Source organism: Pantoea sp. CFCC18177 (assembly GCF_059412425.1).
Window position 1 is genome coordinate 311,580 of sequence record NZ_JBNBPL010000001.1, and the last position, 23,745, is coordinate 335,324.

21 protein-coding genes are annotated in these 23,745 nt (G+C 52.1%); 11 read left to right on the top strand and 10 right to left on the bottom strand.

All coding sequences use genetic code 11. The annotated features are described in order from the left end of the window. Positions 1-11: 11 nt before the first annotated feature. A complete protein-coding gene (locus tag ACPUC8_RS01390) occupies positions 12-860 on the bottom strand; it encodes an aldo/keto reductase (protein ID WP_039335468.1) in 849 nt (282 codons plus the stop codon). Between the two features lie 84 nt (positions 861-944). After that, the gene (locus ACPUC8_RS01395) at positions 945-1,694 is read right to left on the bottom strand and encodes a MipA/OmpV family protein (protein ID WP_039335463.1); all 750 of its coding nucleotides are present in this window, start codon (positions 1,692-1,694) and stop codon (positions 945-947) included. 407 nt (positions 1,695-2,101) lie between these two features. Here ACPUC8_RS01395 and yeaG point away from each other — a divergent pair, with 407 nt between their 5' ends. From yeaG to ACPUC8_RS01425, 6 genes are all read left to right on the top strand, one after another. After that, positions 2,102-4,036, top strand: a complete 1,935-nt coding sequence (gene yeaG / locus ACPUC8_RS01400; RefSeq protein WP_039335460.1) for a protein kinase YeaG — start codon at positions 2,102-2,104, stop codon at positions 4,034-4,036. Positions 4,037-4,126: 90 nt separating this feature from the next. Then, complete coding sequence (locus tag ACPUC8_RS01405; RefSeq protein ID WP_039335458.1) at positions 4,127-5,404, top strand: YeaH/YhbH family protein; 1,278 nt, start codon at positions 4,127-4,129, stop codon at positions 5,402-5,404. 232 nt (positions 5,405-5,636) lie between these two features. Continuing rightward, positions 5,637-7,364 (top strand): potassium/proton antiporter, encoded by a 1,728-nt coding sequence (locus ACPUC8_RS01410; RefSeq protein ID WP_494925474.1) that lies wholly within the window; start codon positions 5,637-5,639, stop codon positions 7,362-7,364. 77 nt (positions 7,365-7,441) lie between these two features. Next, a complete protein-coding gene (locus ACPUC8_RS01415) occupies positions 7,442-7,675 on the top strand; it encodes a DUF1480 family protein (RefSeq protein WP_058969540.1) in 234 nt (77 codons plus the stop codon). A 377-nt stretch (positions 7,676-8,052) separates the two neighbouring features. Then, positions 8,053-9,519 (top strand): undecaprenyl-phosphate galactose phosphotransferase WbaP, encoded by a 1,467-nt coding sequence (gene wbaP, locus ACPUC8_RS01420; RefSeq protein WP_283228242.1) that lies wholly within the window; start codon positions 8,053-8,055, stop codon positions 9,517-9,519. Positions 9,520-9,634: 115 nt separating this feature from the next. After that, on the top strand, positions 9,635-10,828 hold the full coding sequence (locus ACPUC8_RS01425) for a multidrug effflux MFS transporter (RefSeq protein WP_494925475.1): 1,194 nt from the start codon (positions 9,635-9,637) through the stop codon (positions 10,826-10,828). Here the strand turns inward: ACPUC8_RS01425 and dadX are convergent. Then, positions 10,821-11,891, bottom strand: coding sequence for a catabolic alanine racemase DadX (gene dadX, locus ACPUC8_RS01430; protein ID WP_494925476.1), 1,071 nt, complete (start codon positions 11,889-11,891; stop codon positions 10,821-10,823). The two genes, ACPUC8_RS01425 and dadX, sit on opposite strands and share 8 nt — an antisense overlap. Positions 11,892-11,912: 21 nt before the next feature. Beyond that, complete coding sequence (locus ACPUC8_RS01435) at positions 11,913-13,214, bottom strand: D-amino acid dehydrogenase (protein ID WP_494925477.1); 1,302 nt, start codon at positions 13,212-13,214, stop codon at positions 11,913-11,915. Between the two features lie 502 nt (positions 13,215-13,716). On the opposite strand from ACPUC8_RS01435, the gene ACPUC8_RS01440 reads away from it, so the two are divergent. After that, positions 13,717-15,252, top strand: a complete 1,536-nt coding sequence (locus ACPUC8_RS01440) for a SpoVR family protein (protein WP_039335446.1) — start codon at positions 13,717-13,719, stop codon at positions 15,250-15,252. 37 nt (positions 15,253-15,289) lie between these two features. On the opposite strand, the gene fadR is transcribed toward ACPUC8_RS01440, so the two are convergent. Further along, the gene (gene fadR / locus ACPUC8_RS01445; RefSeq protein WP_039335444.1) at positions 15,290-16,009 is read right to left on the bottom strand and encodes a fatty acid metabolism transcriptional regulator FadR; all 720 of its coding nucleotides are present in this window, start codon (positions 16,007-16,009) and stop codon (positions 15,290-15,292) included. 321 nt (positions 16,010-16,330) lie between these two features. Between fadR and dsbB the strand changes: the two genes are divergently transcribed. After that, the gene (gene dsbB / locus ACPUC8_RS01450) at positions 16,331-16,864 is read left to right on the top strand and encodes a disulfide bond formation protein DsbB (RefSeq protein ID WP_039335442.1); all 534 of its coding nucleotides are present in this window, start codon (positions 16,331-16,333) and stop codon (positions 16,862-16,864) included. A 38-nt stretch (positions 16,865-16,902) separates the two neighbouring features. Here dsbB and ycgN read toward each other — a convergent pair whose 3' ends face one another. From ycgN to ACPUC8_RS01465, 3 genes are all read right to left on the bottom strand, one after another. Continuing rightward, a complete protein-coding gene (gene ycgN, locus ACPUC8_RS01455; protein ID WP_034828749.1) occupies positions 16,903-17,349 on the bottom strand; it encodes a cysteine cluster protein YcgN in 447 nt (148 codons plus the stop codon). 65 nt (positions 17,350-17,414) lie between these two features. After that, a complete protein-coding gene (locus ACPUC8_RS01460) occupies positions 17,415-18,074 on the bottom strand; it encodes a fumarylacetoacetate hydrolase family protein (RefSeq protein ID WP_039335439.1) in 660 nt (219 codons plus the stop codon). A 268-nt stretch (positions 18,075-18,342) separates the two neighbouring features. After that, positions 18,343-18,618 carry a YcgL domain-containing protein gene (locus tag ACPUC8_RS01465; protein ID WP_039335438.1) on the bottom strand — a complete coding sequence of 92 codons (276 nt, stop codon included), beginning with the start codon at positions 18,616-18,618 and terminating at the stop codon, positions 18,343-18,345. 152 nt (positions 18,619-18,770) lie between these two features. Between ACPUC8_RS01465 and minC the strand changes: the two genes are divergently transcribed. From minC to minE, 3 genes are read left to right on the top strand one after another with little or no spacing between them, the layout of a single operon-like run. Next, positions 18,771-19,481, top strand: a complete 711-nt coding sequence (gene minC, locus ACPUC8_RS01470; RefSeq protein WP_039335435.1) for a septum site-determining protein MinC — start codon at positions 18,771-18,773, stop codon at positions 19,479-19,481. Positions 19,482-19,514: 33 nt separating this feature from the next. Beyond that, positions 19,515-20,327: a septum site-determining protein MinD gene (minD, locus tag ACPUC8_RS01475; protein ID WP_034828743.1), complete on the top strand. Its 813-nt coding sequence runs from the start codon at positions 19,515-19,517 to the stop codon at positions 20,325-20,327. 3 nt (positions 20,328-20,330) lie between these two features. Continuing rightward, on the top strand, positions 20,331-20,600 hold the full coding sequence (gene minE / locus ACPUC8_RS01480; protein WP_010616394.1) for a cell division topological specificity factor MinE: 270 nt from the start codon (positions 20,331-20,333) through the stop codon (positions 20,598-20,600). 54 nt (positions 20,601-20,654) lie between these two features. Here minE and rnd read toward each other — a convergent pair whose 3' ends face one another. Both rnd and fadD read right to left on the bottom strand, forming a co-directional pair. After that, entirely contained in the window at positions 20,655-21,776 is a 1,122-nt protein-coding gene (gene rnd / locus ACPUC8_RS01485) for a ribonuclease D (protein WP_494925478.1), read from the bottom strand. A gap of 98 nt (positions 21,777-21,874) precedes the next feature. Further along, a complete protein-coding gene (gene fadD / locus ACPUC8_RS01490) occupies positions 21,875-23,551 on the bottom strand; it encodes a long-chain-fatty-acid--CoA ligase FadD (protein WP_153011404.1) in 1,677 nt (558 codons plus the stop codon). Positions 23,552-23,745 lie beyond the last annotated feature (194 nt).

Below are 23,745 nucleotides of genomic sequence, written 5' to 3' on the forward strand. Positions count from 1 at the left end.
CACTCGCGCCGCTACACCACATCCAATCCGGTCCTGTGCTGCGGTGCCGGAAACGCCCGGTCGATAATCGTCAACTCCTCTGCCGTTAACGTAACGTTCAGGGCGGCGGCATTTTCCGTCACATGCTTGATGCTGCTGGCTTTAGGAATCGCGATAATACCCTGGTCGCGAATAACCCATGCCAACAGCAATTGCGCCACACTGATGCCCCTCTGTTGTGCAATCTGCTGGAGATGCGGCTCATCAAACAGGGACTGGCGTAAGCGTCCCGCTTGTGCCAGCGGGCAATAGGCCATAATCGGCACGCTGCGTTGCTGACAAGTTGGTAACAGATCATATTCAATGCCACGAGATGCCAGATGATAAAGCACCTGATTGGTTAAGCAGCCCTCTCCGCCCGCTTCACCCCACAACTCTTGCATATCTTCGGTATCGAAGTTCGACACGCCCCAATGGCGAATTTTACCCTGCTGTTGCAGCATCTCCATGGCCCGCACCGTCTCTTCCAGCGGCACATTGCCGCGCCAGTGCAGCAGGTAGAGATCAAGGTAATCGGTCTGCAAGCGCCGCAAACTGCGTTCACAGGCGTCAATGGCATCGATTTCACCTGCGTTCCACGGATAGACCTTTGACACCAACCAGGCTTGCTCGCGGCGCCCGCGCAATGCCTCACCCACAACCTCCTCTGCGCCGCCTTCTGCGTACATCTCGGCGGTATCAATCAGTTTGAGGCCAAGATCCAAACCCGCCTGCAGTGCGCCGACTTCGGCATTGCGTTGCGCCGCATTTTCGCCCATGTACCAGGTGCCTTGTCCAATAGCAGGTAAAGGTGATTCATCACGAAACTGAATGGTTTTCATTACGCCTCCGGTTGCGCCATTTGTGGGCGCTGTATTGGTGCAATGTAAAAAAAACGCCTCTTGGCGAGGCGTTTATTCAAATCATCAGAAGCTGTAGCTAATGCCGGTCCAGACCGTGAACTGCCCGCTTTTGTCGACCATTGGGCTGTCTTTGATTTCACTGTCAAATCGGGTATAGCGCCCCGAGAAACTGGCGTTCCAGCTATCACTGATCTGATAGCTGGCATTCATTTCAACATAAGGCGACCAACTGTCATCGGGTTGATACTGCGCAATGCCCGTTCTGGCGCTCTCATGCGATGAAACACCATAGTAATAACGGTTCTGATTGGCGCTGTTCCACATCGCACCGATACCCGGCGTCAGGCTAAATGCGCCAAAATCGAAGCGATACAGATAGGTAAGATCCCAAATCATCCCATTGCTGTTATTCAACACATCACCGAGCAATGCGGTGCGCACGATGCCCCAGTCAGCAACATGACGATAACTGGCACCCGCCATCAGGGTCATGCGGCGCTTGTCCAGCGCTTTCATATCGCCCAGATCGTTGTCTTTCGGATCGTACTGCTGCGGTGAGCCCAGCACTGTTAGAGACAGCTGGTTCTGCGGGTCTTTCCACAGGTAGTAACCGCCTTGCAGACTGCGGAACCAGAAGTTTTCGCCCTCGTAGTTGATGACAGGAATCGGCAGATAACGGTCTTGTCCTCCACGGTAAGGCGATTGGGCATAAATAACCGAGGCACCAAGAGATAAGGGTTCTGCATGAGTGCTGAACGCCGCAAAATAACAAGGAACAGCGAGAGCAAGCGCTTTAAGTTTGAAATGGTTCACAATTTACTCAGTCCATAAATATAACAATCACACGCAGAGTCTAACCAATTTTTTGCTTTGGGTTAATGTTAAATCAGGGATGTTTATCACCCCAGCGGAATTGTCTGAGGCATTTCATCAGCCAGCACGTACCAACGGATTGCCTTAGCGCTTATGAGACTTTGTTATTGATATATCGCTAAATAAGGTGAAAAGTGGCTGCAGGTTTTCTGAATGCCTTCTACAGTTAAAAGTAAGACGAGACTTTTAGTTCGAGCAGAGTAACCATAAGAATTGTGTATCCCGATAAAAAAACGTCAGGTTGGCATAAGGGTTGCTGTACTCAATAAAGAATATCTTCCGGGAGCTGCAAACGTATCTAATTTCGCTCCTTTACCTGTGCTAAAAACGAAAGGACGGGCATCGCTATGAATATATTCGATCACTATCGTCAGCGCTATGAAGCTGCCAAGGACGAAGAGTTCACACTGCAGGAGTTCCTTGCTGTCTGTAAGCAGGATCGCAGTGCATACGCCAACGCTGCAGAACGACTATTGATGGCTATCGGTGAGCCAGTAATGGTTGATACGGCGCAAGAGCCACGCCTTTCCAGAATCTTCTCTAACCGCGTCATGGGGCGTTATCCCGCCTTCGAAGAGTTTTATGGTATGGAGGAAGCGATTGAACAGATCGTCTCTTACCTGAAACATGCTGCGCAAGGCCTGGAAGAGAAGAAACAAATCCTCTATTTACTGGGACCGGTCGGTGGCGGTAAGTCGTCCCTCGCCGAGCGCTTGAAAGCGTTAATGCAGCGCGTTCCGATTTACGTGCTGAGTGCCGAAGGCGAACGTAGCCCGGTGAATGACCACCCACTTTGCCTGTTCAACCCGCAGGAAGATGCCAATATTCTGGAAAAAGAGTATGGCGTACCGCGGCGTTACCTGGGCACCATCATGTCTCCGTGGGCCGCGAAACGCCTGCATGACTTTGGTGGCGATATCACCCGTTTCAAAGTGGTGAAGGTCTGGCCTTCTATTCTGGAACAGGTCGCCATTGCCAAAACGGAACCGGGTGATGAGAACAACCAGGATATCTCTGCGCTGGTCGGTAAAGTCGACATCCGTAAACTGGAAAACCACGCGCAAAACGATCCGGATGCTTACGGCTACTCTGGCGCACTGTGCCGGGCAAACCAAGGCATCATGGAATTTGTTGAGATGTTCAAAGCACCGATTAAAGTGCTGCATCCGCTGCTGACCGCCACTCAGGAAGGTAACTATAACGGTACTGAGGGCATCTCTGCCCTACCGTTTAATGGCATCATCCTGGCGCACTCCAACGAATCTGAGTGGGTGACGTTCCGCAACAACAAGAACAATGAAGCCTTCCTTGACCGCGTATACATCGTCAAAGTGCCGTACTGCTTACGTGTGTCGGAAGAGATCAAAATTTATGACAAGCTGCTTAATCACAGTGAGTTGACCACCGCACCTTGCGCCCCAGGCACGCTGGAAACCCTGGCACGCTTCTCGATCCTGTCACGCCTGAAAGATCCGGAAAACTCCAGCATCTATTCCAAAATGCGGGTGTATGACGGTGAGAGCCTGAAAGATACCGACCCGAAAGCGAAATCCTGGCAGGAGTATCATGACTACGCGGGGGTGGATGAGGGTATGAACGGTCTGTCGACCCGTTTTGCCTTTAAGATTCTGTCGCGCGTCTTTAACTTTGACCACGCTGAAGTGGCCGCCAACCCGGTACACCTGTTCTACGTGCTGGAGCAACAGATTGAGCGTGAGCAGTTCCCGCAGGATCTGGCTGAGAAGTACCTTGAGCACCTGAAAGGCTATCTGATCCCGAAATATGCCGAGTTTATTGGTAAAGAGATTCAGACGGCTTATCTGGAATCTTACTCTGAATATGGTCAGAACATCTTTGACCGCTATGTCACCTACGCTGATTTCTGGATTCAGGATCAAGAGTATCGCGATCCCGATACCGGACAGCTGTTTGACCGCGAATCACTGAACGCCGAGCTGGAAAAGATCGAGAAACCTGCCGGGATCAGTAACCCGAAAGATTTCCGTAACGAGATCGTCAACTTTGTGCTGCGTGCTCGTGCGCAGAATAGTGGACGTAATCCCAACTGGACCAGTTACGAAAAACTGCGCACGGTCATTGAGAAGAAAATGTTCTCAAATACCGAAGAGCTGCTGCCGGTGATTTCGTTCAATACCAAGACCTCAACGGACGAACAGAAAAAACACGATGATTTTGTCGACCGCATGATGGAGAAAGGCTATACCCGCAAGCAGGTGCGCCTGCTGTGTGAATGGTATCTGCGCGTGCGTAAATCGTCATAATCGTTACCTGTAAGCTATGCGGCGCTGCGGCGCCGTAACAGGAGGCCGGAATATTCCGGCCTGGCTTGCGCTGTAGTTTGGGGGAGTTTTATGGCCTATTTCATCGATCGGCGTCTGAACGGTAAAAACAAAAGCGCCGTCAATCGGCAGCGCTTTCTGCGCCGTTACAAGTCGCAAATCAAGCAGTCGATCTCCGAGGCCATCAACAAGCGTTCGGTCACCGACGTGGAGAGCGGCGAATCGGTCTCGATTCCTATTGATGACATCAATGAGCCGATTTTCCACCAGGGGCGCGGCGGCAGTCGCCATCGTGTTCACCCTGGGAACGACCATTTTGTGCAGAATGACCGCATTGAACGTCCTCAAGGTGGCGGTGGCGGTGGAGGCAGTGGTCAAGGCAATGCCAGCCAGGATGGTGAAGGCCAGGACGAATTTGTCTTCCAGATATCGAAAGATGAGTATCTTGACCTGCTGTTTGAAGACCTGGCCCTGCCGAATCTGAAGAAAAATCAGCATCGGCAGCTGAATGAATACAAAACACACCGTGCTGGCTTCACCTCGAATGGAGTACCCGCCAACATCAGTGTGGTGCGCTCACTGCAAAACTCACTGGCACGCCGCACGGCGATGACCGCCGGTAAGCGTCGTATGCTGCATGAGCTGGAAGCCACGTTGACTGAAGTAGAAAACAGTGAGCCGGCGCAATTGCTGGAAGAAGAGCGACTGCGCAAAGAAATTGCCGAGTTGCGTGCGCGTATTGAGCGGGTGCCGTTTATTGACACCTTTGATCTGCGCTACAAAAACTTTGAAAAACGGCCGGAACCCTCCAGCCAGGCAGTCATGTTCTGCCTGATGGACGTATCCGGGTCGATGGACCAAGCCACCAAAGACATGGCCAAGCGTTTTTATATTCTGCTCTATCTGTTCCTGAGCCGAACCTATAAAAATGTCGAGGTGGTTTACATCCGTCACCACACGCAGGCGAAAGAGGTGGATGAGCAAGAGTTCTTCTACTCGCAGGAAACCGGCGGCACCATCGTGTCCAGTGCGCTGAAGCTGATGGATGAGGTGGTGAAAGAGCGCTATGACCCAGCACAGTGGAATATTTACGCGGCGCAGGCGTCGGATGGCGATAACTGGGCGGACGATTCTCCCCTGTGCCACGAGATCCTCGCCAAGCATATTTTGCCGGTAGTACGTTATTACAGCTATATCGAGATCACCCGCCGTGCGCATCAAACGCTATGGCGTGAGTATGAACATCTGCAGGCGATGTTCGATAACTTCGCGATTCAGCACATCCGTGAGCCTGAAGACATCTATCCGGTATTTAGAGAACTTTTCCACAAACAGGTTGCTGAAGCCTGATATCCGAGCCGGTCACTGACCGGCTTTTTCTTTTCCGCGCCCCCTCTCATTTACCTGAAACTCCCGCTGATTTTTCACACAAACTTAACCATCTATGGGATAGTGCTCGTTAGATTGAAAAAATGTTCAATTAAGCGCTGACAAGCTATTGATAAGGCATTATCTTTTCAGCTTGTCTGTGTGATTATCCCCGCAGTTTGTTTTATCCGTCCGTTAGCGCAGGAGAACGCCGTTGAATGCCAGCATGATTTACAGTTTGTTCATTATTGGTTCCGTGCTGGTTGCAGCAAGTATTCTTCTGAGTTCGTTCTCATCTCGCCTTGGCATCCCGATTTTGGTGATATTCCTCGCGCTTGGCATGCTGGCGGGTGTTGACGGTATCGGCGGCATCGCCTTTGATAATTATCCCGTGGCCTACCTGGTCTCCAACCTTGCGCTGGCCATCATTCTGTTGGATGGCGGCATGCGGACCAAAGCCAGTTCGTTCAAGGTCGCTCTGGGTCCAGCGTTGTCATTAGCCACCGTTGGCGTGATGATTACCGCGGGCTTAACCGGTGTGGCGGCTGCCTGGCTGTTCAAGCTCGATTTGATGCAAGGCTTCCTGATTGGCGCGATTATTGGCTCTACCGACGCCGCAGCCGTATTTTCGCTGCTGGGTGATAAAGGGCTTAATGAGCGTGTCAGCTCAACGCTGGAAATTGAATCAGGCAGTAACGATCCGATGGCGGTGTTCCTCACCATCACACTGATCGACATGATTCAGCAGGGCCAGACCGGTTTAAGCTGGATGTTTGTGGTGCACCTGGTGCAGCAGTTTGGTCTTGGCATTGTGCTGGGATTGGGCGGCGGCTGGGCACTGCAGCAGTTAATTAACCGCATTAATCTGGCACAGGGTTTATATCCTCTGCTGGCCGTCAGCGGCGGCATCATTGTATTTGCATTGACCACGGTGATGGAAGGCAGCGGCATTCTGGCTGTTTACCTTTGTGGCTTCCTGTTAGGCAACAGTCCCATTCGTAACCGTCACGGCATTCTGCAAACCTTCGATGGAATGGCATGGCTTAGTCAGATTGGCATGTTTATCGTGCTCGGTTTGTTGGTCACCCCTTCTGATTTGTGGCACATCGCGCTGCCCGCGATGATTCTGTCACTGTGGCTGATTCTGGTGGCGCGCCCGCTTTCCATTCTGGTCGGTCTGCTGCCATTCAAAGGGTTTACCGGACGTGAGCGTATCTTCATCAGTTGGGTGGGGTTACGCGGCGCGGTGCCGATCATCCTTGCGGTGTTCCCGATGATGGCGGGCATGGAAAATTCCAAGCTCTACTTCAACATCGCTTTCTTCGTGGTGTTAGTGTCATTGATGCTGCAGGGCACGTCACTCGGTTATGCCGCTAAACGCGCCAAAGTCGTGGTGCCCCCTACCGCTTCGCCGATTAGCCGTGTGGGGCTGGATATTCACCCGGAAAACCCGTGGGAGCAGTTTGTCTATCAGCTTGGTGCAGACAAGTGGTGTGTCGGTGCAGCACTGCGTGACCTGCAGATGCCACGTGAGACGCGCATCGCTGCGCTGTTCCGTGACAATGCACTGATGCATCCGAATGGCAGCACTCGTCTCAAAGAGGGCGACGTATTGTGTGTTATTGGTCGCGAGCGTGATTTACCCGCATTAGGTAAAATGTTTAGCCAGTCACCGCCTGTAGCCCTCGACCAACGCTTCTTCGGGGACTTCATTCTCGATGCCGAGGCACGATTGCGCGATGTGGCGCAGATTTACGGTTTAGAGTTAGACGAAGAGACCAACGATCAGCAGTCACTCGGCCAACTCGTTATGGGGTTACTTGGCAGCACGCCGGTGGTGGGTGACCAGGTGGAGTGGAATCAACTGACCTGGACCGTCGCCGAAAAAGAAGATAACCAAATCGTCAAAATTGGTGTGCGCGTCATGGAAGACAAAGAGTAATCCGAAGCGCTTTAACCCCCAAACTGCGCGTGAGCGACTATGATCACTATTCCACCCAGCATAAACGGGAGAATAGGATGGGACACGTGGTAAAGATTGGTCGTTACGAGATCGTTGATGCAGAACTGAATGCTGAAAATTTAGAGACCGTCAGCATTCCCTGCAATACCAACCCCGGCCTGAGTTACCAACTCGACGGCTGGGATCATGACACCAGTGTGCCGGCGTGGATTGATGGCGAACCCATCGATCTGGCGATCGGACACTATGACAAGCAGCAAGACCGCTGGGTATTAAAAAAACCTGCCTGATTTTTCCATACCGCCATCCGCTTCGTATGGCGGTCATTCCTAAAAGCAGTCTTAAAATGAAGCGTTCTATCGTCGGATTTTTTACTTTTAACCTTATAATTCAATTCGCTAGCTCATAATTTCTTTAGTCATTTATTTCCTTTTCAGACTATTTCCATATTAACTCTGTCAAATAACTCCTGCATACTCTTAAACGTTGCTGCAGCTTTTTGTGACGCAATTCACGTCTCAAACGGTCCTTTCGGTGCAGCGCTTGTGGCAGTTTTGATTCATATCGCGCTGAAAAATAAATTCTTTCCTGTTTCAGCGGACCACACCTGAGCGCGTACTTGATTCTGGTCAGGCCATCTTTTACTTAAGAAAAGAGAGCAGGTTTTATGGCAAGTACATTGGTAATGAATAATGCAACCCGCTCATGGAGCGGACTGCGTAAAAATCTCATCGCGAAAGTCGCTTTAAGTTTCTCAGATTTAATTGCATTAAATTTGGCATTGTTCTTATCTGCGGCCACCGTTCAGGGTATTTGGGGAGAACTGGACACCTTTATTCCGCCGCAGCAAATCGAATACCGCTTTATCGCACAACTCGGGCTATCGGTTCTTTGCACCGCCTGGTTCTGGGTGCGTATGCGTCATTACACTTATCGCAAACCCTTCTGGTTCGAGTTGAAAGAAATTGTTAAAACCCTGTTCGTGTTCTCACTGCTGGATTTGGCACTGATCGCCTTCTCCAAATGGGATTTCTCGCGCATGGTGTGGGTGTTTAGCTGGACTTACGCTCTGTTGCTGTTGCCGCTAATGCGTGCCGTGGTGAAACGCGCCATAAACCGCGCGGGTCAATGGCAGAAAGAAACCATCATTATCGGTTCGGGTAAAAATGCCATGGAAGCTTACGCTGCGTTGCAGAGTGAAGAGATCCTTGGCTATAACGTGCAGGCGTTCATTTCACTGGAAGATGAAAACCGTCCTGACAATGTTAACGGCGTGCCGGTGATTACCTGGAAAGATATCAACTGGCAGACCATGGATCGTGACAACACGCAATTTATTGTCGCTACTGAATTTGAACAGCAAGTGGTGCGCGATAAATGGCTGAAGTTCCTTTCCAAAATGAAATGCCGTTCAATTTCCGTTATCCCTACTCTGCGCGGCGTGCCCCTGTACGGCACGGATATGTCCTTCATCTTTAGCCATGAAGTGATGATACTGCGCGTCAGCAACAACCTGGCAAAGCGCTCATCTCGTTTCCTCAAGCGTGCCTTCGATATTGTGGTGGCATCCCTGTTGCTGCTGTTCCTGGCTCCGGTGTTCGGCCTGCTGTGCGCCATGGTGAAACGCGATGGGGGAAATGCGATTTATGGTCACGAACGTGTTGGACAGGATGGCGAGAAATTTAAATGCCTGAAATTCCGCTCGATGGTCACCAACTCACAAGAAGTGCTGCAAAATCTGCTGGCGACCAGCGAGGAAGCACGTGCGGAATGGGATCGGGATTTCAAACTGAAGAACGACCCACGCATCACCAAAATTGGCGGCTTCTTACGTAAAACCAGCATGGATGAACTGCCGCAACTGTGGAATGTGATTCGCGGCGAAATGAGTCTGGTCGGTCCGCGTCCGGTGATTGAAGCTGAACTGGAACGCTATGCAGGTGATGTGGATTATTACCTGATGGCAAAACCGGGCATGACCGGCCTGTGGCAGGTTAGTGGACGTAACGATATTGACTACGATACCCGCGTCTATTTCGACTCCTGGTATGTGAAAAACTGGGCACTGTGGACTGATATCGCCATTCTGTTTAAAACGGCTGGCGTAGTATTGCGTCGCGACGGCGCTTACTAATCCCCTAAAGGCGATGTCTGTGCGCGACCGGCAGACATCGTTTTTTTATTCCTTCCCTTTTCTCTGCTAACTCTTTACCCTTCCCGCTTGTTTAACAGGTTGTTTCTGGTTCGTAATGCAAAAATTTACCCTGCTACTTTTAAGCCTGGTGCTGCTGGCGCCGCTTGGCATTGATCTTTATCTCCCTACACTTCCACAAATTGCTGAAGGCCTTAACAGCCCGGTCAGTTTGATTCAGACCACCATTCCCCTGTTTTTGCTGGTGATGGGCATTGGTCAGTTGGTGACGGGTCCTTTGGTCGATAATTATGGACGTAAGCCGATCGCATTAATTGGGCTGGCGCTCTATATCATCGGCAGCGCCATTGCGGCGACGGCTACCGCCTGGCCCATCTTCTTCCTGGCCCGACTCATTCAGGGATGTGCCGTATGTTGCAGTGCGGTCGTGGCCTTCAGTGGGGTACGCGACCGTTTAAGCGGCGATGAAGCCGCGCGCGCCTATGGCTTTCTCAATGGCGCGTTAAATATTGTTCCGGCGCTTGCTCCGCTTCTCGGCGGCATCCTTGCCGAAGCCTACGGCTGGCGTGCACCGTTCTGGTTCCTGTGCAGTTATGCCGCGGTGATTGGCGTGATAGTGGTGCTCTTCCTGCCGGAAACACGCCCTGCGGATACCCTGCGAGTTAAAGGTTTGCCGCTGGCACAGTATGCCGCGATTGCGCGCGAACCGCGCTTCCTCGCGTTTGCCTTTGCGAATGCCGGTGCACTGGGCATGGTGCTGACGTATGTTTCGCTCGCGCCGCATGTTTTGATGACCGAAGGTGGCCTCACGCCGCTGCAGTTCTCGTTTGCCTTTGGTGCCAACGGTTTTTGGATCATGTTGGTCAGTGCGTTTGTGAATAAAACCATCCGTAAAGCCGGGCGGCCCTTCTGTCTGGCGATGGGCTTTTTCACCATGTTAGTGGGCGCCATCTTACTGGTGGCTGGAATGCATCTATTCCCTGCTGCATGGCAGACTCACTGGGCGTTATACATGATTCCGGTAGCCGTCTCGGTAGCGGGCTTAGCCTTTACGGTCGGACCTGCCACCAGCTATGCGCTGGAGCCGTATCAACAGCAGGCCGGTGTGGCAGCCGCTTTACAGGGCTTTATTCAGATGGCATGTGGAGCAGGCGGCAGTCTAATCATTGTCGCATTACCGGTCGCGGAGAAATCGGCACTGGCATTGATGATGCTATTAGGTGCAGCGCTGGCACTGATGGCCTGGCGCTGCAGTAAGAAAATGCACGGCAGTGTGACCGCGCTTAAATAACGCTAACCGGCACGCGGGGCGCGAGCGCGCACATCAGCTCGTAGCCCACCGTTCCCGCGGCTTTCGCGACTTCATCGATTTTCACCTGATTGCCCCATAGCTCCACTTTCGAGCCGATTCCCGCCTGCGGACAAGGTTCAAGATCAATCATCATCATATCCATGGAAATCGCGCCCAGCGTTTGGGTGCGAATACCCTCAACAGACACGGGCGTGCCCGTTGGCGCATGTCGCGGATAGCCATCAGCGTAGCCACAGGCAACAATACCAATACGCTGCGAAGCTGAGGCATGGTAACGATAGCCGTAGCCCACCCCGTCACCGGCAGTGAGTTGCTGTACGCCAATAATCTCACTGCTCAGCGTCATCACTGGTTGCAAGCCGGTGCTGGCAATATCCTGCCAGTCACCGCTTGGGGAAGCACCATACAGAATGATGCCGGGCCGTACCCAGTCAAAATGTGCTTCCGGATGCCACAACGTTGCTGCCGAGTTGGAAAGAGAACGTGGGCAGTTGAGTCCTTCTGCTGCCAGCTCTACCCGCTTCATTGGCTCAATCAAACCCTCTGGATTTTCCGCATCGGCGAAGTGCGCCATCAGCGTCATCTCACCGACATTAGGCAGTTCACGCAGTTTTTGCCACGCCGCATGGGCCTGCTCAGGTCGGAAGCCCAGGCGGTTCATGCCGCTGTTGATCTTCAGATAGATATCAATCGGTGCAGAGAGCGTGGCTTTCGCCAGCGCCTGGATTTGCCAGTTACTGTGCACGCTGGTGGTCAGACGGTAGCGATCAATCAGCGTTAGATCTTCCGCATGGAAAAATCCTTCCAGCAGCAGGATCGGCTTTTTCCAGCCCTGCTCGCGCAGCAGAATCGCTTCTTCCATGTTCAGCAACGCGAAACCATCAGTCTGCGCCAGGCTCTGCCAAACGCGGCTGATTCCGTGTCCGTAAGCGTTGGCTTTCACCACCGACCAGATACGCGACTGCGGTGCCGCCTGACGAACAATCGCCAGATTGTGGCTCAGCGCCTGTTGATTGATGGTGGCGCCAATAGGACGTGACATGCGTGTGCTCTCCCTGAGGTCTCAACGTGCCGCGTTAGCGTTGCGCAACGGCGACGAATGGGCTTCGAAACCTGGCAAATAGCGCAGCACGGAGAGATCGTCTGCAGCAATTGCCGGTTTCTGACCAGAAATCAAATCGGCCAACAGCTGACCGGAACCACAGGCCATGGTCCATCCCAGCGTACCGTGACCGGTATTGAGATAGAGATTGGAGAGTGGCGTGCGCCCAACAATCGGCGTACCGTCTGGCGTCATAGGGCGCAATCCGGTCCAGAACGTGGCCTGTTCAACAAAACCGCCTTCAGGATAGAGATCGCTGACCACCATCTCCAGCGTTTCACGTCGTGCTGGCGTCAGTTTGGTGTTAAAACCAACAATTTCCGCCATACCACCGACGCGGATACGATCGTCAAAGCGCGTTACCGCCACTTTGTAGGTCTCATCGAGAATTGTGGAAACCGGTGCGGCCTCAGGATTCTTAATCGGGATGGTGAGTGAGTAGCCTTTAAGCGGATAAACCGGGATGGCGATAATATCTTTGAGCAGCGCGGTCGAATAGGAACCAAAGGCCACCACGTAGGCATCGGCTTTAATCACTTCGTCGCCACACTTCACGCCGTAGATCCGATTACCTTCGCGCAGCAACTGATCCACTTCCATGTTGTAGCGGAAGGTCACGCCAGCGGCGGCGGCCATATCCGCTAAGCGTTGGGTAAAGAGTTGGCAGTCACCGGTTTCATCATTCGGCAGACGCAAACCGCCAGTGAGTTTGTGGGCGGTGGCCGCTAACGCCGGTTCAACACTGTGAAGCTGGTGTGCTTCCAGCAGCTCGTAAGGCACGCCAGCGTCTTTCAACACGGCGATATCTTTGCTGGCACTGTCGAACTGCTGCTGCGTGCGGAAGAGCTGTAGCGTTCCGCCTTGTCGACCTTCATAGGCAATGCCAGTGGTGGCACGCAGGGTTTTCAGGCAATCACGGCTGTATTCCGCAATCCGCACCATGCGGCCTTTGTTCTCTTGATAGTGGCGCATGTCGCAATTGCGCAGCATATTCCACATCCACTCCAGCTGGAATTTACTGCCATCGAGGCGAACCGCCAGAGGCGCGTGGCGCTGGAACATCCATTTAACAGCCTTCAAGGGCACACCCGGTGCCGCCCAAGGCGCAGCATAGCCGGGGGAGATCTGCCCGGCGTTACCGGCACTGGTCTCCAGAGCGGCAGAGGGCTGGCGATCGATCACCGTGACTTCATGCCCCGCCTGTGCCAGATACCAGGCACTTGCCACCCCGACAACCCCACTTCCAAGAATCACTACGCGCATAAGCCCCTCGTCGCGGCACAAAGCATAATCAACTATGAATGCCGCCTGCATTAGCATAACCAGACGACTGATTTAATCTTACATTCGACAGATACATTTCACATGTTTTTCACGTTCCTGCACACAGAAATCATGAGGCAGTGCAAAAATCAGGATTTTTTATGCCATAAAACCATTAGCCAGCGATTTATTATGCGGAAGGCAGTGCTTTTATCTTTTTTCAGGACAAAGCGCCACAGTCATATAATGCACTTATAAACAGCATTTTATCCTGCCATAAAAAATAAAACCCGCATTTGTCATTAGCAAAACCTTAAGCAGCGAATTTTGAATGATTTTGTGCCAAAAGAATTCGTTTGAGTTCCGGTTTCGGATAAGCGACAGTGGACTATCATTGAAGTGTTCGCTCAGTTTTTTTGGGCCGTCTTTCTCAGGATGAAGCCTTAAACGATCGTGACAGGTGACAATCCGTTGCCTGCCGCTTGCAAAACAGAGGTGCGCTATGACGACAATCTTTGACGAGCCAACCCGGAGCAGTAAACGACTCAGTGATGGGCCAGACTGGACATTCGAATTGCTTGATGTCTATCTGGCAGAGATCGATCGCGTGGCGAAAAGCTACGGGCTTGATACCTATCCGCATCAAATCGAAGTCATCACCTCCGAACAAATGATGGATGCCTACTCCAGCGTGGGGATGCCAATCAACTATGCACACTGGTCGTTCGGGAAGAAATTCATTGAAACCGAACAACGCTATAAGCATGGTCAGCAGGGGCTGGCTTACGAAATAGTGATCAATTCCAACCCGTGTATCGCCTATTTGATGGAAGAGAACACCATGACCATGCAGGCGCTGGTCATGGCGCACGCCTGTTACGGCCACAACTCTTTCTTCAAAAATAATTATTTATTCCGCAGTTGGACCGATGCCAGCTCCATTGTCGATTACCTGCTGTTTGCACGTAATTACATCTCCGACTGCGAAGAGCGATTCGGCGTCGAGGAGGTCGAACGTCTGCTCGACTCCTGCCATGCGTTGATGAACTACGGCGTGGATCGCTATAAACGCCCGCAAAAAATCTCACTGCAGGAAGAGAAGGCGCGACAGAAAAGCCGTGAAGAGTATCTGCAAAGCCAGGTGAATACCCTGTGGCGTACCCTGCCGCGTAAAGAGAAGGAGTCGGTGCACGTTGAGGCCTCACGTTACCCGTCTGAGCCGCAGGAAAACTTGCTGTACTTTATGGAAAAGAATGCCCCGTTGCTCGAGTCCTGGCAGCGTGAAGTGCTGCGTATTGTACGCAAGGTCAGCCAGTATTTTTACCCGCAAAAACAGACCCAGGTGATGAACGAAGGGTGGGCAACCTTCTGGCATTACACCATCCTGAATCACCTGTATGACGAAGGTAAGGTGTCGGAACGCTTTATGATGGAGTTCCTGCACAGTCACACTAATGTGGTGTATCAACCGCCGTATAACAGCCAGTGGTACAACGGCATCAACCCGTACGCACTTGGCTTTGCGATGTTCCAGGACATCAAGCGTATCTGCCAGTCACCGACAGAGGAAGATCGTTACTGGTTCCCAGACATCGCGGGTTCTGACTGGTTGAAAACGCTGCACTTTGCCATGCGTGAATTCAAGGACGAGAGCTTTATTAGTCAGTTCCTGTCGCCGAAAGTGATGCGTGATTTCCGTTTGTTTACGGTGATGGATGACGATCGCAATAATTTCCTGGAAATTGCCGCGATTCATGATGAAGCCGGTTACCGCGCGATACGACAGCAGTTGTCGGCGCAGTACAACCTCAGCAATCTTGAACCGAACATTCAGGTGTACAACGTCGATCTGCGTGGTGACCGTTCGCTGACGCTGCGCTATGTGCCACAACAGCGTGCACCACTCGACAAAAGCCGCAAGGAAGTGCTCAAGCATGTGAATCGCTTGTGGGGCTTCGATGTCATTCTGGAACAGCAGAATGAGGATGGGAGCGTCGAACTGCTTGATCGCGCGCCGACACGCGGCCCCGCCTTGTAAGGCATAAAAAAACCGGACTGATGAGGTCCGGTTTTTTTTATCGCTTGCTGGCTAAATCGTCCGGCATGCTCTTCTGCATACTGTGCCAAATCTCGCCACTGCGACGTCCATAATCGCGCACGCAATCCACAATCTGATCCTGCGTCGGATTAACGCTGCACAAGTCTGCCAGTTGGCGGTAGAAATTGCGTGCCTGCTGACGCGCCTCTGGGTTGGAGAAATAGTGGCGTCCAACGCGGGTATACAGCCCTTTCAGCCCATTAAGGATCAAACCATAAATGGGGTTGCCCGAGGCAAACGCTAAACCACGAAACACACGATAATCCAGTTCGGTGTAGGCTTCTGCCTTATCCTCTTCCGCTAACGCGCTTTCTAACACTTCACGCGCTTTATCAGGATGGTGGCGCAGTGCGCGGCTGATAAAGATCGACGCGATATTGGTTCGCACTGACAGCAGGTTATCAATCAACTGGGGCACGCTATCGTGATCAAGGCGGGCCAGAGTTTCCAGGATGTTTAAACCTGAGGTTTCCCAGAAATCATTCACGCGCGTCGGTTTACCATGTTGAATGGTCAGCCAACCATCACGTGCCAGACGCTGTAACACTTCTCGTAGCGTGGTACGGGTGACGCCAATCAGTTCAGAAAGCTCACGTTCGGCAGGTAGGATCGACCCCGGCGGAAAACGACTGTTCCAGATGCTTTCAATAATATACTCTTCAGCAAATCCTGCGGGGCTTTGCGCCTTAATCACCATAGCATTTATTTCTCATTGCTTTCTTTGTCGTAATGGCACTCATCATACCAGAGGGCCTATAGCGTAAATAGCCTGACAACTGATTAAAAGCGCGCGCTGGCGCAAAAATTCAGTCTTGTCATCCTCGTGGTGACGGTAAAAACGCACTCGTTTACGTTGTGCTGTCCGCGTGTCACTCCTTATCCAGGAAGAAAATGCCATTATTTTTGGCCTGGATCAGGCTTAAGTCATTTTTGTACATGATTTTTTCCCCTTACCTGGCTGGCACGGTTACGCTTTTGGTTTACACTGCGAAGCATTAACGGTTACAGGATAAGCAATATGTTGCGATATTTAAATCAATGCTCACGAGGTCGCGGAGCATGGTTATTGTTGGCTCTTACAGCTCTGGCTTTTGAACTCACCGCACTGTTTTTTCAACACGTCATGGGGCTAAAACCCTGTGTGATGTGCATTTATGAACGTTGTGCCTTATTTGGCGTGATGGGCGCAGGCATTGTCGGCGCGTTTGCCCCTAAAAGCTTGCCCGTGCGTTGGGCAGCGATCCTGATTTGGCTCTACAGTGCCTACAAAGGTTTGATGCTTTCCATTGAGCACACCAACATTCAGCTTCATCCTAATCCGTTTGTGACCTGTGATTTCGCCGCCCGTTTCCCAAGCTGGCTGCCACTGGATAAGTGGTTGCCGTCAGTGTTTGTGGCGAGTGGCGATTGCGCTGAACGTAGCTGGACCTTCCTGACATGGAGCATGCCGCAGTGGATGATTGTGATCTTCGCGGCTTACCTGCTGGTGGGTGCATTGGTATTAATCGCACAACCGTTCAAACCTAAACGTCGCGATCTTTTCGGTCGTTAAGCCCAAATGAAACAGGCAGCCAAGGCTGCCTGTTTTTCTTATCCGTTACGATCGGGTCGATCGATAATGTGGTCTTCCCAGTCGCGCACTTCACTTTCCCGCACCGCTATATAGCGCACAGAAATACGCTGCGCATGCATCGCCTTCTTCGAACCCGCCACCAGAGGATGCCAAGCCGGCAGTGTGCCACCCTCGCCTAACAGACGGTAGGCACAGGTACGCGGCAGCCAGTTAAAGGTGGTGAGGTTTTCCCGCGTCAGCTTGATGCAATCTTCTTCATACTCAAAGCGGCGCTCGTAATTACGGCACTGACAGGTTTTGATGTTCAGTTGATTGCAGGCAACGTTGGTAAAGTAAATTTCGTCGGTGTCCGCATCCTGCAACTTGTTCAGGCAGCACTGGCCGCAGCCGTCACACAGCGATTCCCACTCTGCGTCGTCCATTTGGTCAAGGCGTTTTGTTTGCCAGAAAGGTTGTTCAGTCATAATGGCGGTCCGGGTTGTGCAACAAGACCGCACCTTATAAAGGTTCAGGTGCGGTGATGCAAGTTTTACAGTACGCGCGTGGTAATACCGTGACCTGCCAGCGAGATTTCAAGTTTATCGCCAGAACGCATTGGGCCCACGCCTTCAGGGGTGCCAGTCAGCACCACATCGCCTGCGCGCAGCGTGAAATACTGGCTCATGTAGGCAATAAGCGGCAGAATTTTGTGGATCATATCGGCGGTGGAACCGTGCTGACGCACTTCGCCATTGACCACCAGTTTCAACTCAGTATCTTGCGGATCGCCACTGAATTCGGCCACCGGGATAAAGCCTGACAGCGGGCATGAGTTATCGAAGCCTTTGGATTTTTCCCACGGCTGGCCCGCTTTCTTTAAGCCTGCTTGTACATCACGTAGCGTTAAGTCCAGCGCCACGCCATAGCCGGCAATCGCTTTTGCCACATGCTCTTCGGTCGCCTGCTTCAACGTCGAACCAATTAACACCGCCAGTTCAACTTCGTGATGCACTTCACCGAAGTTATCCGGAATGGAGAGTGGCTGGCGTAAATCACACACGGCGGTTTCTGGTTTGATAAAGACGACTGGCTCTGTTGGCGTTGCACTGCCCATTTCCTTGATATGCTTCGCATAGTTGCTGCCCACGCAAACCACTTTGCTGACGGGATAATCTAACAAAGCGCCTTGCCAGTTACGATGCTGATACATGCTATTCCCCTGCTTGTGTTGTGTTTGATGCCAGCTGTGCTGGCGGATGAGTCAGGTTCAGTGCCGGAACGCGGCAGGCTGAGGAGGATTATATTAGCGGTTTTATCGCGTCAGGCGTGGCGGAAATTGTCAAAAGTCGTTAATTGTTCACCAGAAACGGCGAAGACATGTAGGATTAAATGCCCGCAATTAAGCTTTTGCGCGGGCAATTAATTAATGCAAATAACACTGAGGATATTTACAGGATATATTTACAGATGAATCCGAATTAATCTTTTTTACCCAGTTCGCGATGAATGTTGAGCAGATTTTCGACCGGCGGTGGGATCTGTAAATAATAGCCGTTATCGCTCAATCCTTGCTTAACTTTATTGATATCAGCATTAGCCAGTTTGTCGCGTTTGTCCAGCGACAGCACCATCGCCAGCTTGGGTTTACCAAAGCCACGCAACAACTCTTCAGGAACGCGCGAAAAATCGTCTTTTTTTTCAACATAAAGATAAGTCTGGTCGCGTTGCGGGCTTCTATAGATCACACAAAACATATTTTTACTCGAATTAACCGATGGCGTCACTTGCCTGAATATAGCAGTAACTATAACATGCTTGCAGAACTTCGAATATTGACCGTTTGATGTTAATGACGATTTTATCGCTGGACATCATAGGGTCGTAAAACAGGACTGAGTCAGGACAGATGTCGCAAACGCCAATCGAATTCAAGGGAAGCAGTTTTACCCTGTCAGTCGTTCATCTGCACCATTCGCAACCCGAGGTGATTCGTCAGGCACTGCAGGACAAAATCGATCAGGCCCCTGCTTTTTTGCAGAATGCCCCGGTGGTGCTTAATGTCTCTGCTTTGAACGGCGACATTAACTGGAAACAGATGCAGCAAGCCGTCATCGCGACAGGTTTGCGCATTGTTGGTGTCAGCGGTTGCAAAGATGAAGCCCTGAAAAAAATGATTGCACGCGCCGGTTTGCCCGTGCTGTCAGAAGGCAAAGAGAATCGTAAACGCGCAGAAGCGCCCGTGGCAGAAACCGCGTTACCGGTTGCTGCTCCTGTGGTTGAAGGTGCCGGCAAAACCCGCATCATCAACACACCGGTACGTTCCGGTCAGCAGATTTACGCACGCAATGCTGACCTTATCGTCACCAACAGCGTCAGTGCCGGTGCCGAACTGGTAGCCGACGGCAACATTCATATTTACGGCATGATGCGTGGCCGTGCGCTGGCCGGAGCCAGCGGCGCACGTGACAGCCAAATTTTTTGCACCAACCTCGCAGCCGAGTTGGTTTCTATTGCCGGTGAATACTGGATCATGGATCAAATCCCGGCGGAATTCTTTGGTAAAGCCGCGCGCCTGTGTCTTAAAGAAGGCGCGCTCACCATCCAGACACTTTATTAGGCCCCTTTTCTTTCGTTAAGGAAATCAACATTTATGGCACGCATCATTGTAGTTACATCGGGTAAAGGGGGCGTTGGCAAGACCACGTCAAGCGCGGCCATCGCCACAGGGTTAGCGCAAAAGGGCAAAAAGACTGTTGTGATCGATTTTGATATCGGTCTGCGTAACCTTGACTTGATCATGGGCTGTGAACGCCGTGTGGTCTATGATTTCGTCAACGTCATTCAGGGTGACGCCACGCTGAACCAGGCGCTGATTCGTGATAAGCGCACTGAGCAGCTCTACATTCTGCCCGCTTCACAAACCCGCGACAAAGATGCACTGACCCGCGAAGGCGTGGAAAAAGTGCTGAACGATTTGGCCGCGATGGAGTTTGATTTCATCGTTTGCGATTCGCCAGCAGGTATCGAAACCGGCGCGCTGATGGCTCTGTACTTCGCCGACGAAGCAATCATTACCACTAACCCGGAAGTCTCTTCCGTACGTGACTCAGACCGTATTCTCGGCATTATTTCGTCAAAATCACGTCGTGCAGAAAACAGCCAGGACCCGGTGAAAGAGCACCTGCTTCTGACCCGTTACAACCCGGGCCGCGTCACCCGTGGCGACATGCTGAGCATGGAAGACGTACTGGAAATCTTGCGTATTCCACTGGTTGGTGTGATCCCAGAAGATCAGTCTGTGCTGCGTGCCTCTAACCAAGGTGAGCCGGTGATCCTCGACGCTAACTCTGACGCCGGTAAAGCTTACGCTGATACCGTAGATCGCCTGCTTGGCGAAGAACGCCCCTTCCGCTTTATTGAAGAAGAGAAGAAGGGTTTCCTGAAACGCCTGTTCGGGGGATAACCAATGGCATTACTTGATTTCTTTTTATCCCGTAAGAAGAACACAGCCAATATAGCCAAGGAAAGGCTGCAGATTATCGTGGCCGAGCGCAGAAGGGGCGACAGTGAGCCCCATTACCTGCCGCAGCTCAAGCGCGATATTTTGGAAGTGATCTGTAAGTACGTGAAAATAGACCCGGATATGGTGACCGTTCAGTTGGATCAGAAAGGGGACGATATCTCCATCCTGGAGCTGAACGTCACGTTGCCGGAGACGGAAGACGTTCCTAAATGACAGCAGCAGGTTCCTGATTTTCCCCTGCGTCGTGCGCAGGGGAAAATGCAGCGCTTACAGCGCCTGTAGGATCTCGTCGATACGTGCCTGAAGTAACTCACCTCGCCAGCCGGTCAGCAGTTCCGGTGTGCGGCAGCCACTCTTTAAGCCCCAATACACGCTCAGCACCTGATTGATCTGACGACGCGAAGCCAGTAACTCCTGACTAAAACCGGTCTCTTCACTGACCTGCACCACCAAGGCTTTAATTGCCTTAAACGCCTGTTTGTAATGCGGATGGTCGATCAGATTAGGCAGCGGTGGCGGTAATGTTGCTTCATCCTGCGCTTGTGCTTCAGCCACCAGAGCAACCATTGCTTTGCCATGGAAACGAATTTCGTGACCGTTAAGACCCAGATGATCCAGTTCGCCTAAACTTCCCGGCATAAAGCGGGCCACTTTCCACAGATTCTCTTCGCGCACCACAAAGTTTACTGCCATGTCTTTTTGACGGGCAATGGTCAAACGCCACGCGGCCAGGCGCTGTAACGCCGCCAGCTGACGCGGGCGCAGTTGCCATGCATTGGTGATGTCGCGCCACGCATCTTCGGGTTTCAGCACATCCAGGCGACGCTGGCACAGGTTATCGCACTCACTCAGTGCCGCCGCCATATTGCCAGCAGCTTCAGTTTGCTCCACCAGTTGATGCGCAATTGGCAGTAAATACGCCACATCCGCCGCCGCATACGTACATTGACGCTCTGTCAGCGGACGCGCCAACCAGTCGGTTCGGGCTTCACTTTTATCCAGCTCGATTTGATTAAAGTGATTCACCATCGAGGCAAAACCCCATGACAGCGGTTGCCCGGCAAAGGCTGCCAGGATCTGGGTATCCACCATCGGGTCAGGCAGGCAGTTAAAACGGTGCAGGAACACTTCGAGATCTTCGCCACCCGCATGCAGGAACTTGGTCACCTGCTTGTTTTGCAACAGCGCGATAAACGGCGTCCAGTTGTTGATATTCAGTGGATCGATAAGAACCAGTTGTTCACCATCAAACAGTTGGATTAGGCCCAACTGTGGATAGTAAGTGCGGGTACGCACAAACTCAGTATCCAGCGCTACCGCATCATGCTTAAGCGCCTGTTCGCACACGGCCGCCATCTGACTGTCTTGGTCGATCAAAGTGTAATTCACGTATTCATTCTCGCTGCGACACACTTCGCGCAGCGCTCCATGTTAAAAGCAATAAAAACGCCGGACTGAGCCGGCGTTAACCTAAGGAGAAAAGCAGATTACTGCCCTTCTCGCTTCGCCTCGTCCCGCAGTTCGCGGCGCAAAATTTTGCCCACGTTGGTCTTTGGCAGCTCGTCACGAAACTCGATAATCTTCGGCACTTTATAGCCGGTGAGCTGGCGACGGCAATGATCCAGCACCTCTTCTTTCGACAGCGAAGGATCCTTTTTGACGATGCACACTTTCACGGCTTCGCCTGAGAGATCGCTGGGTACCCCAATCGCCGCGGCTTCTCGGACTTTGGGATGCTGCATCAGGACATCTTCGATTTCGTTAGGATACACGTTAAAGCCCGACACCAGAATCATGTCTTTCTTACGGTCAACGATGCGAATGAAGCCTTCGCTATCAACGGTAACAACATCACCGGTATGCAGCCAGCCATTTTTTAGCACTTCTTCCGTCGCATCCGGCCGCTGCCAGTAGCCCACCATCACTTGTGGCCCACGAATACAGAGTTCACCGGGTTCGCCTGGCGCCACATCGTTATCTTCATCATCAACAATGCGTACGTCCGTAGAAGGCACTGGCAGGCCGATACTGCCGGTGTGACAGGTAATGTCATAAGGGTTAACGGAAACCAGCGGAGAACACTCAGTCAAGCCGTAGCCTTCCAGCAGATAATGCCCGGTGAGTTTTTCCCAACGCTCGGCCACCGCTTTCTGCACCGCCATGCCCCCGCCTGCAGATAACCGCAGTGTGGAGAAATCCAGCTTGTTGAAATTGTCATCATTCAGCAACGCATTAAACAGCGTATTCACGCCGGTAATGGCCGTGAAGGGGAACTTACTCAGCTCTTTAACAAATCCGGGGATGTCGCGCGGGTTGGTGATCAACAGATTCGTCCCCCCGAGGTCGAGGAACAGCAAGCCGTTAACCGTCAGCGCAAAAATGTGGTAAAGCGGCAGCGCCGTTACCACATTTTCTTTACCCGCCCGTAGCAATTTGCCGTACGTGGCTTTGGTCTGCTCCAGATTGGCCTGCATGTTGCCATGGGTGAGCATGGCCCCTTTCGCCACACCGGTGGTGCCGCCGGTATATTGCAGGAAGGCCAAATCGTTATTGGTCACGGTTGGACGCTGGTAGCGCATCTGCGCACCCTGCTGCAATGCGTGACGGAACGGAACCGCCCCAGGCAGATGGTATTTTGGCACCAGCTTCTTCACGTATTTCACCACGAAGTTAACCAGCGTGGCTTTCACCGGGGCGAGTTGGTCGCCCATGCGCGTCAGCATCACGTGCTTGATCGGCGTCTCCGCGACCACTTTTTCCAGGGTATGGGCAAAGTTAGAGACAATCACAATGGCACTGGCACCGCTGTCATTTAGCTGATGTTTGAGTTCGCGCGGCGTATAAAGTGGATTAACATTCACCACCACCATGCCGGCACGTAATACACCAAACAGCGCCACTGGATACTGCAGCAGGTTCGGCATCATCAGTGCCACTCGATCGCCCTGTTTAAGCCCTAAACCTTGCTGTAGCCAGGCGGCAAAATCGCGGCTCTGCTTATCCAGCTGACGATAGGTCATCGGCTGGCCCATATTGACGAACGCCGTTTTATCGGCGTACTGCAATGCTGCGTGCTCGAAAAGCTCGACCAAAGAGGTATAACGGTCCGCATTAATTTCCGCAGGTACGTCTGCCGGATAGCGTTTGAGCCAAACCTTATTCAAAGAGTCACCCCGATATTCTTGTTGCGTAGCCATCGCCGCCTCTGCAATCAGTGTTGTTAACAATATTTTAACTGATTGTACCAGTTTGCCTGTTTCGGCATTTTCAGGTTGCGAAGCCCATCACTAAATTTCGCGCATCGGTTGCGCTGCCAATAAAAAAGCCCGGTCGCGAGCGCCGCGACCGGGCCGTTATC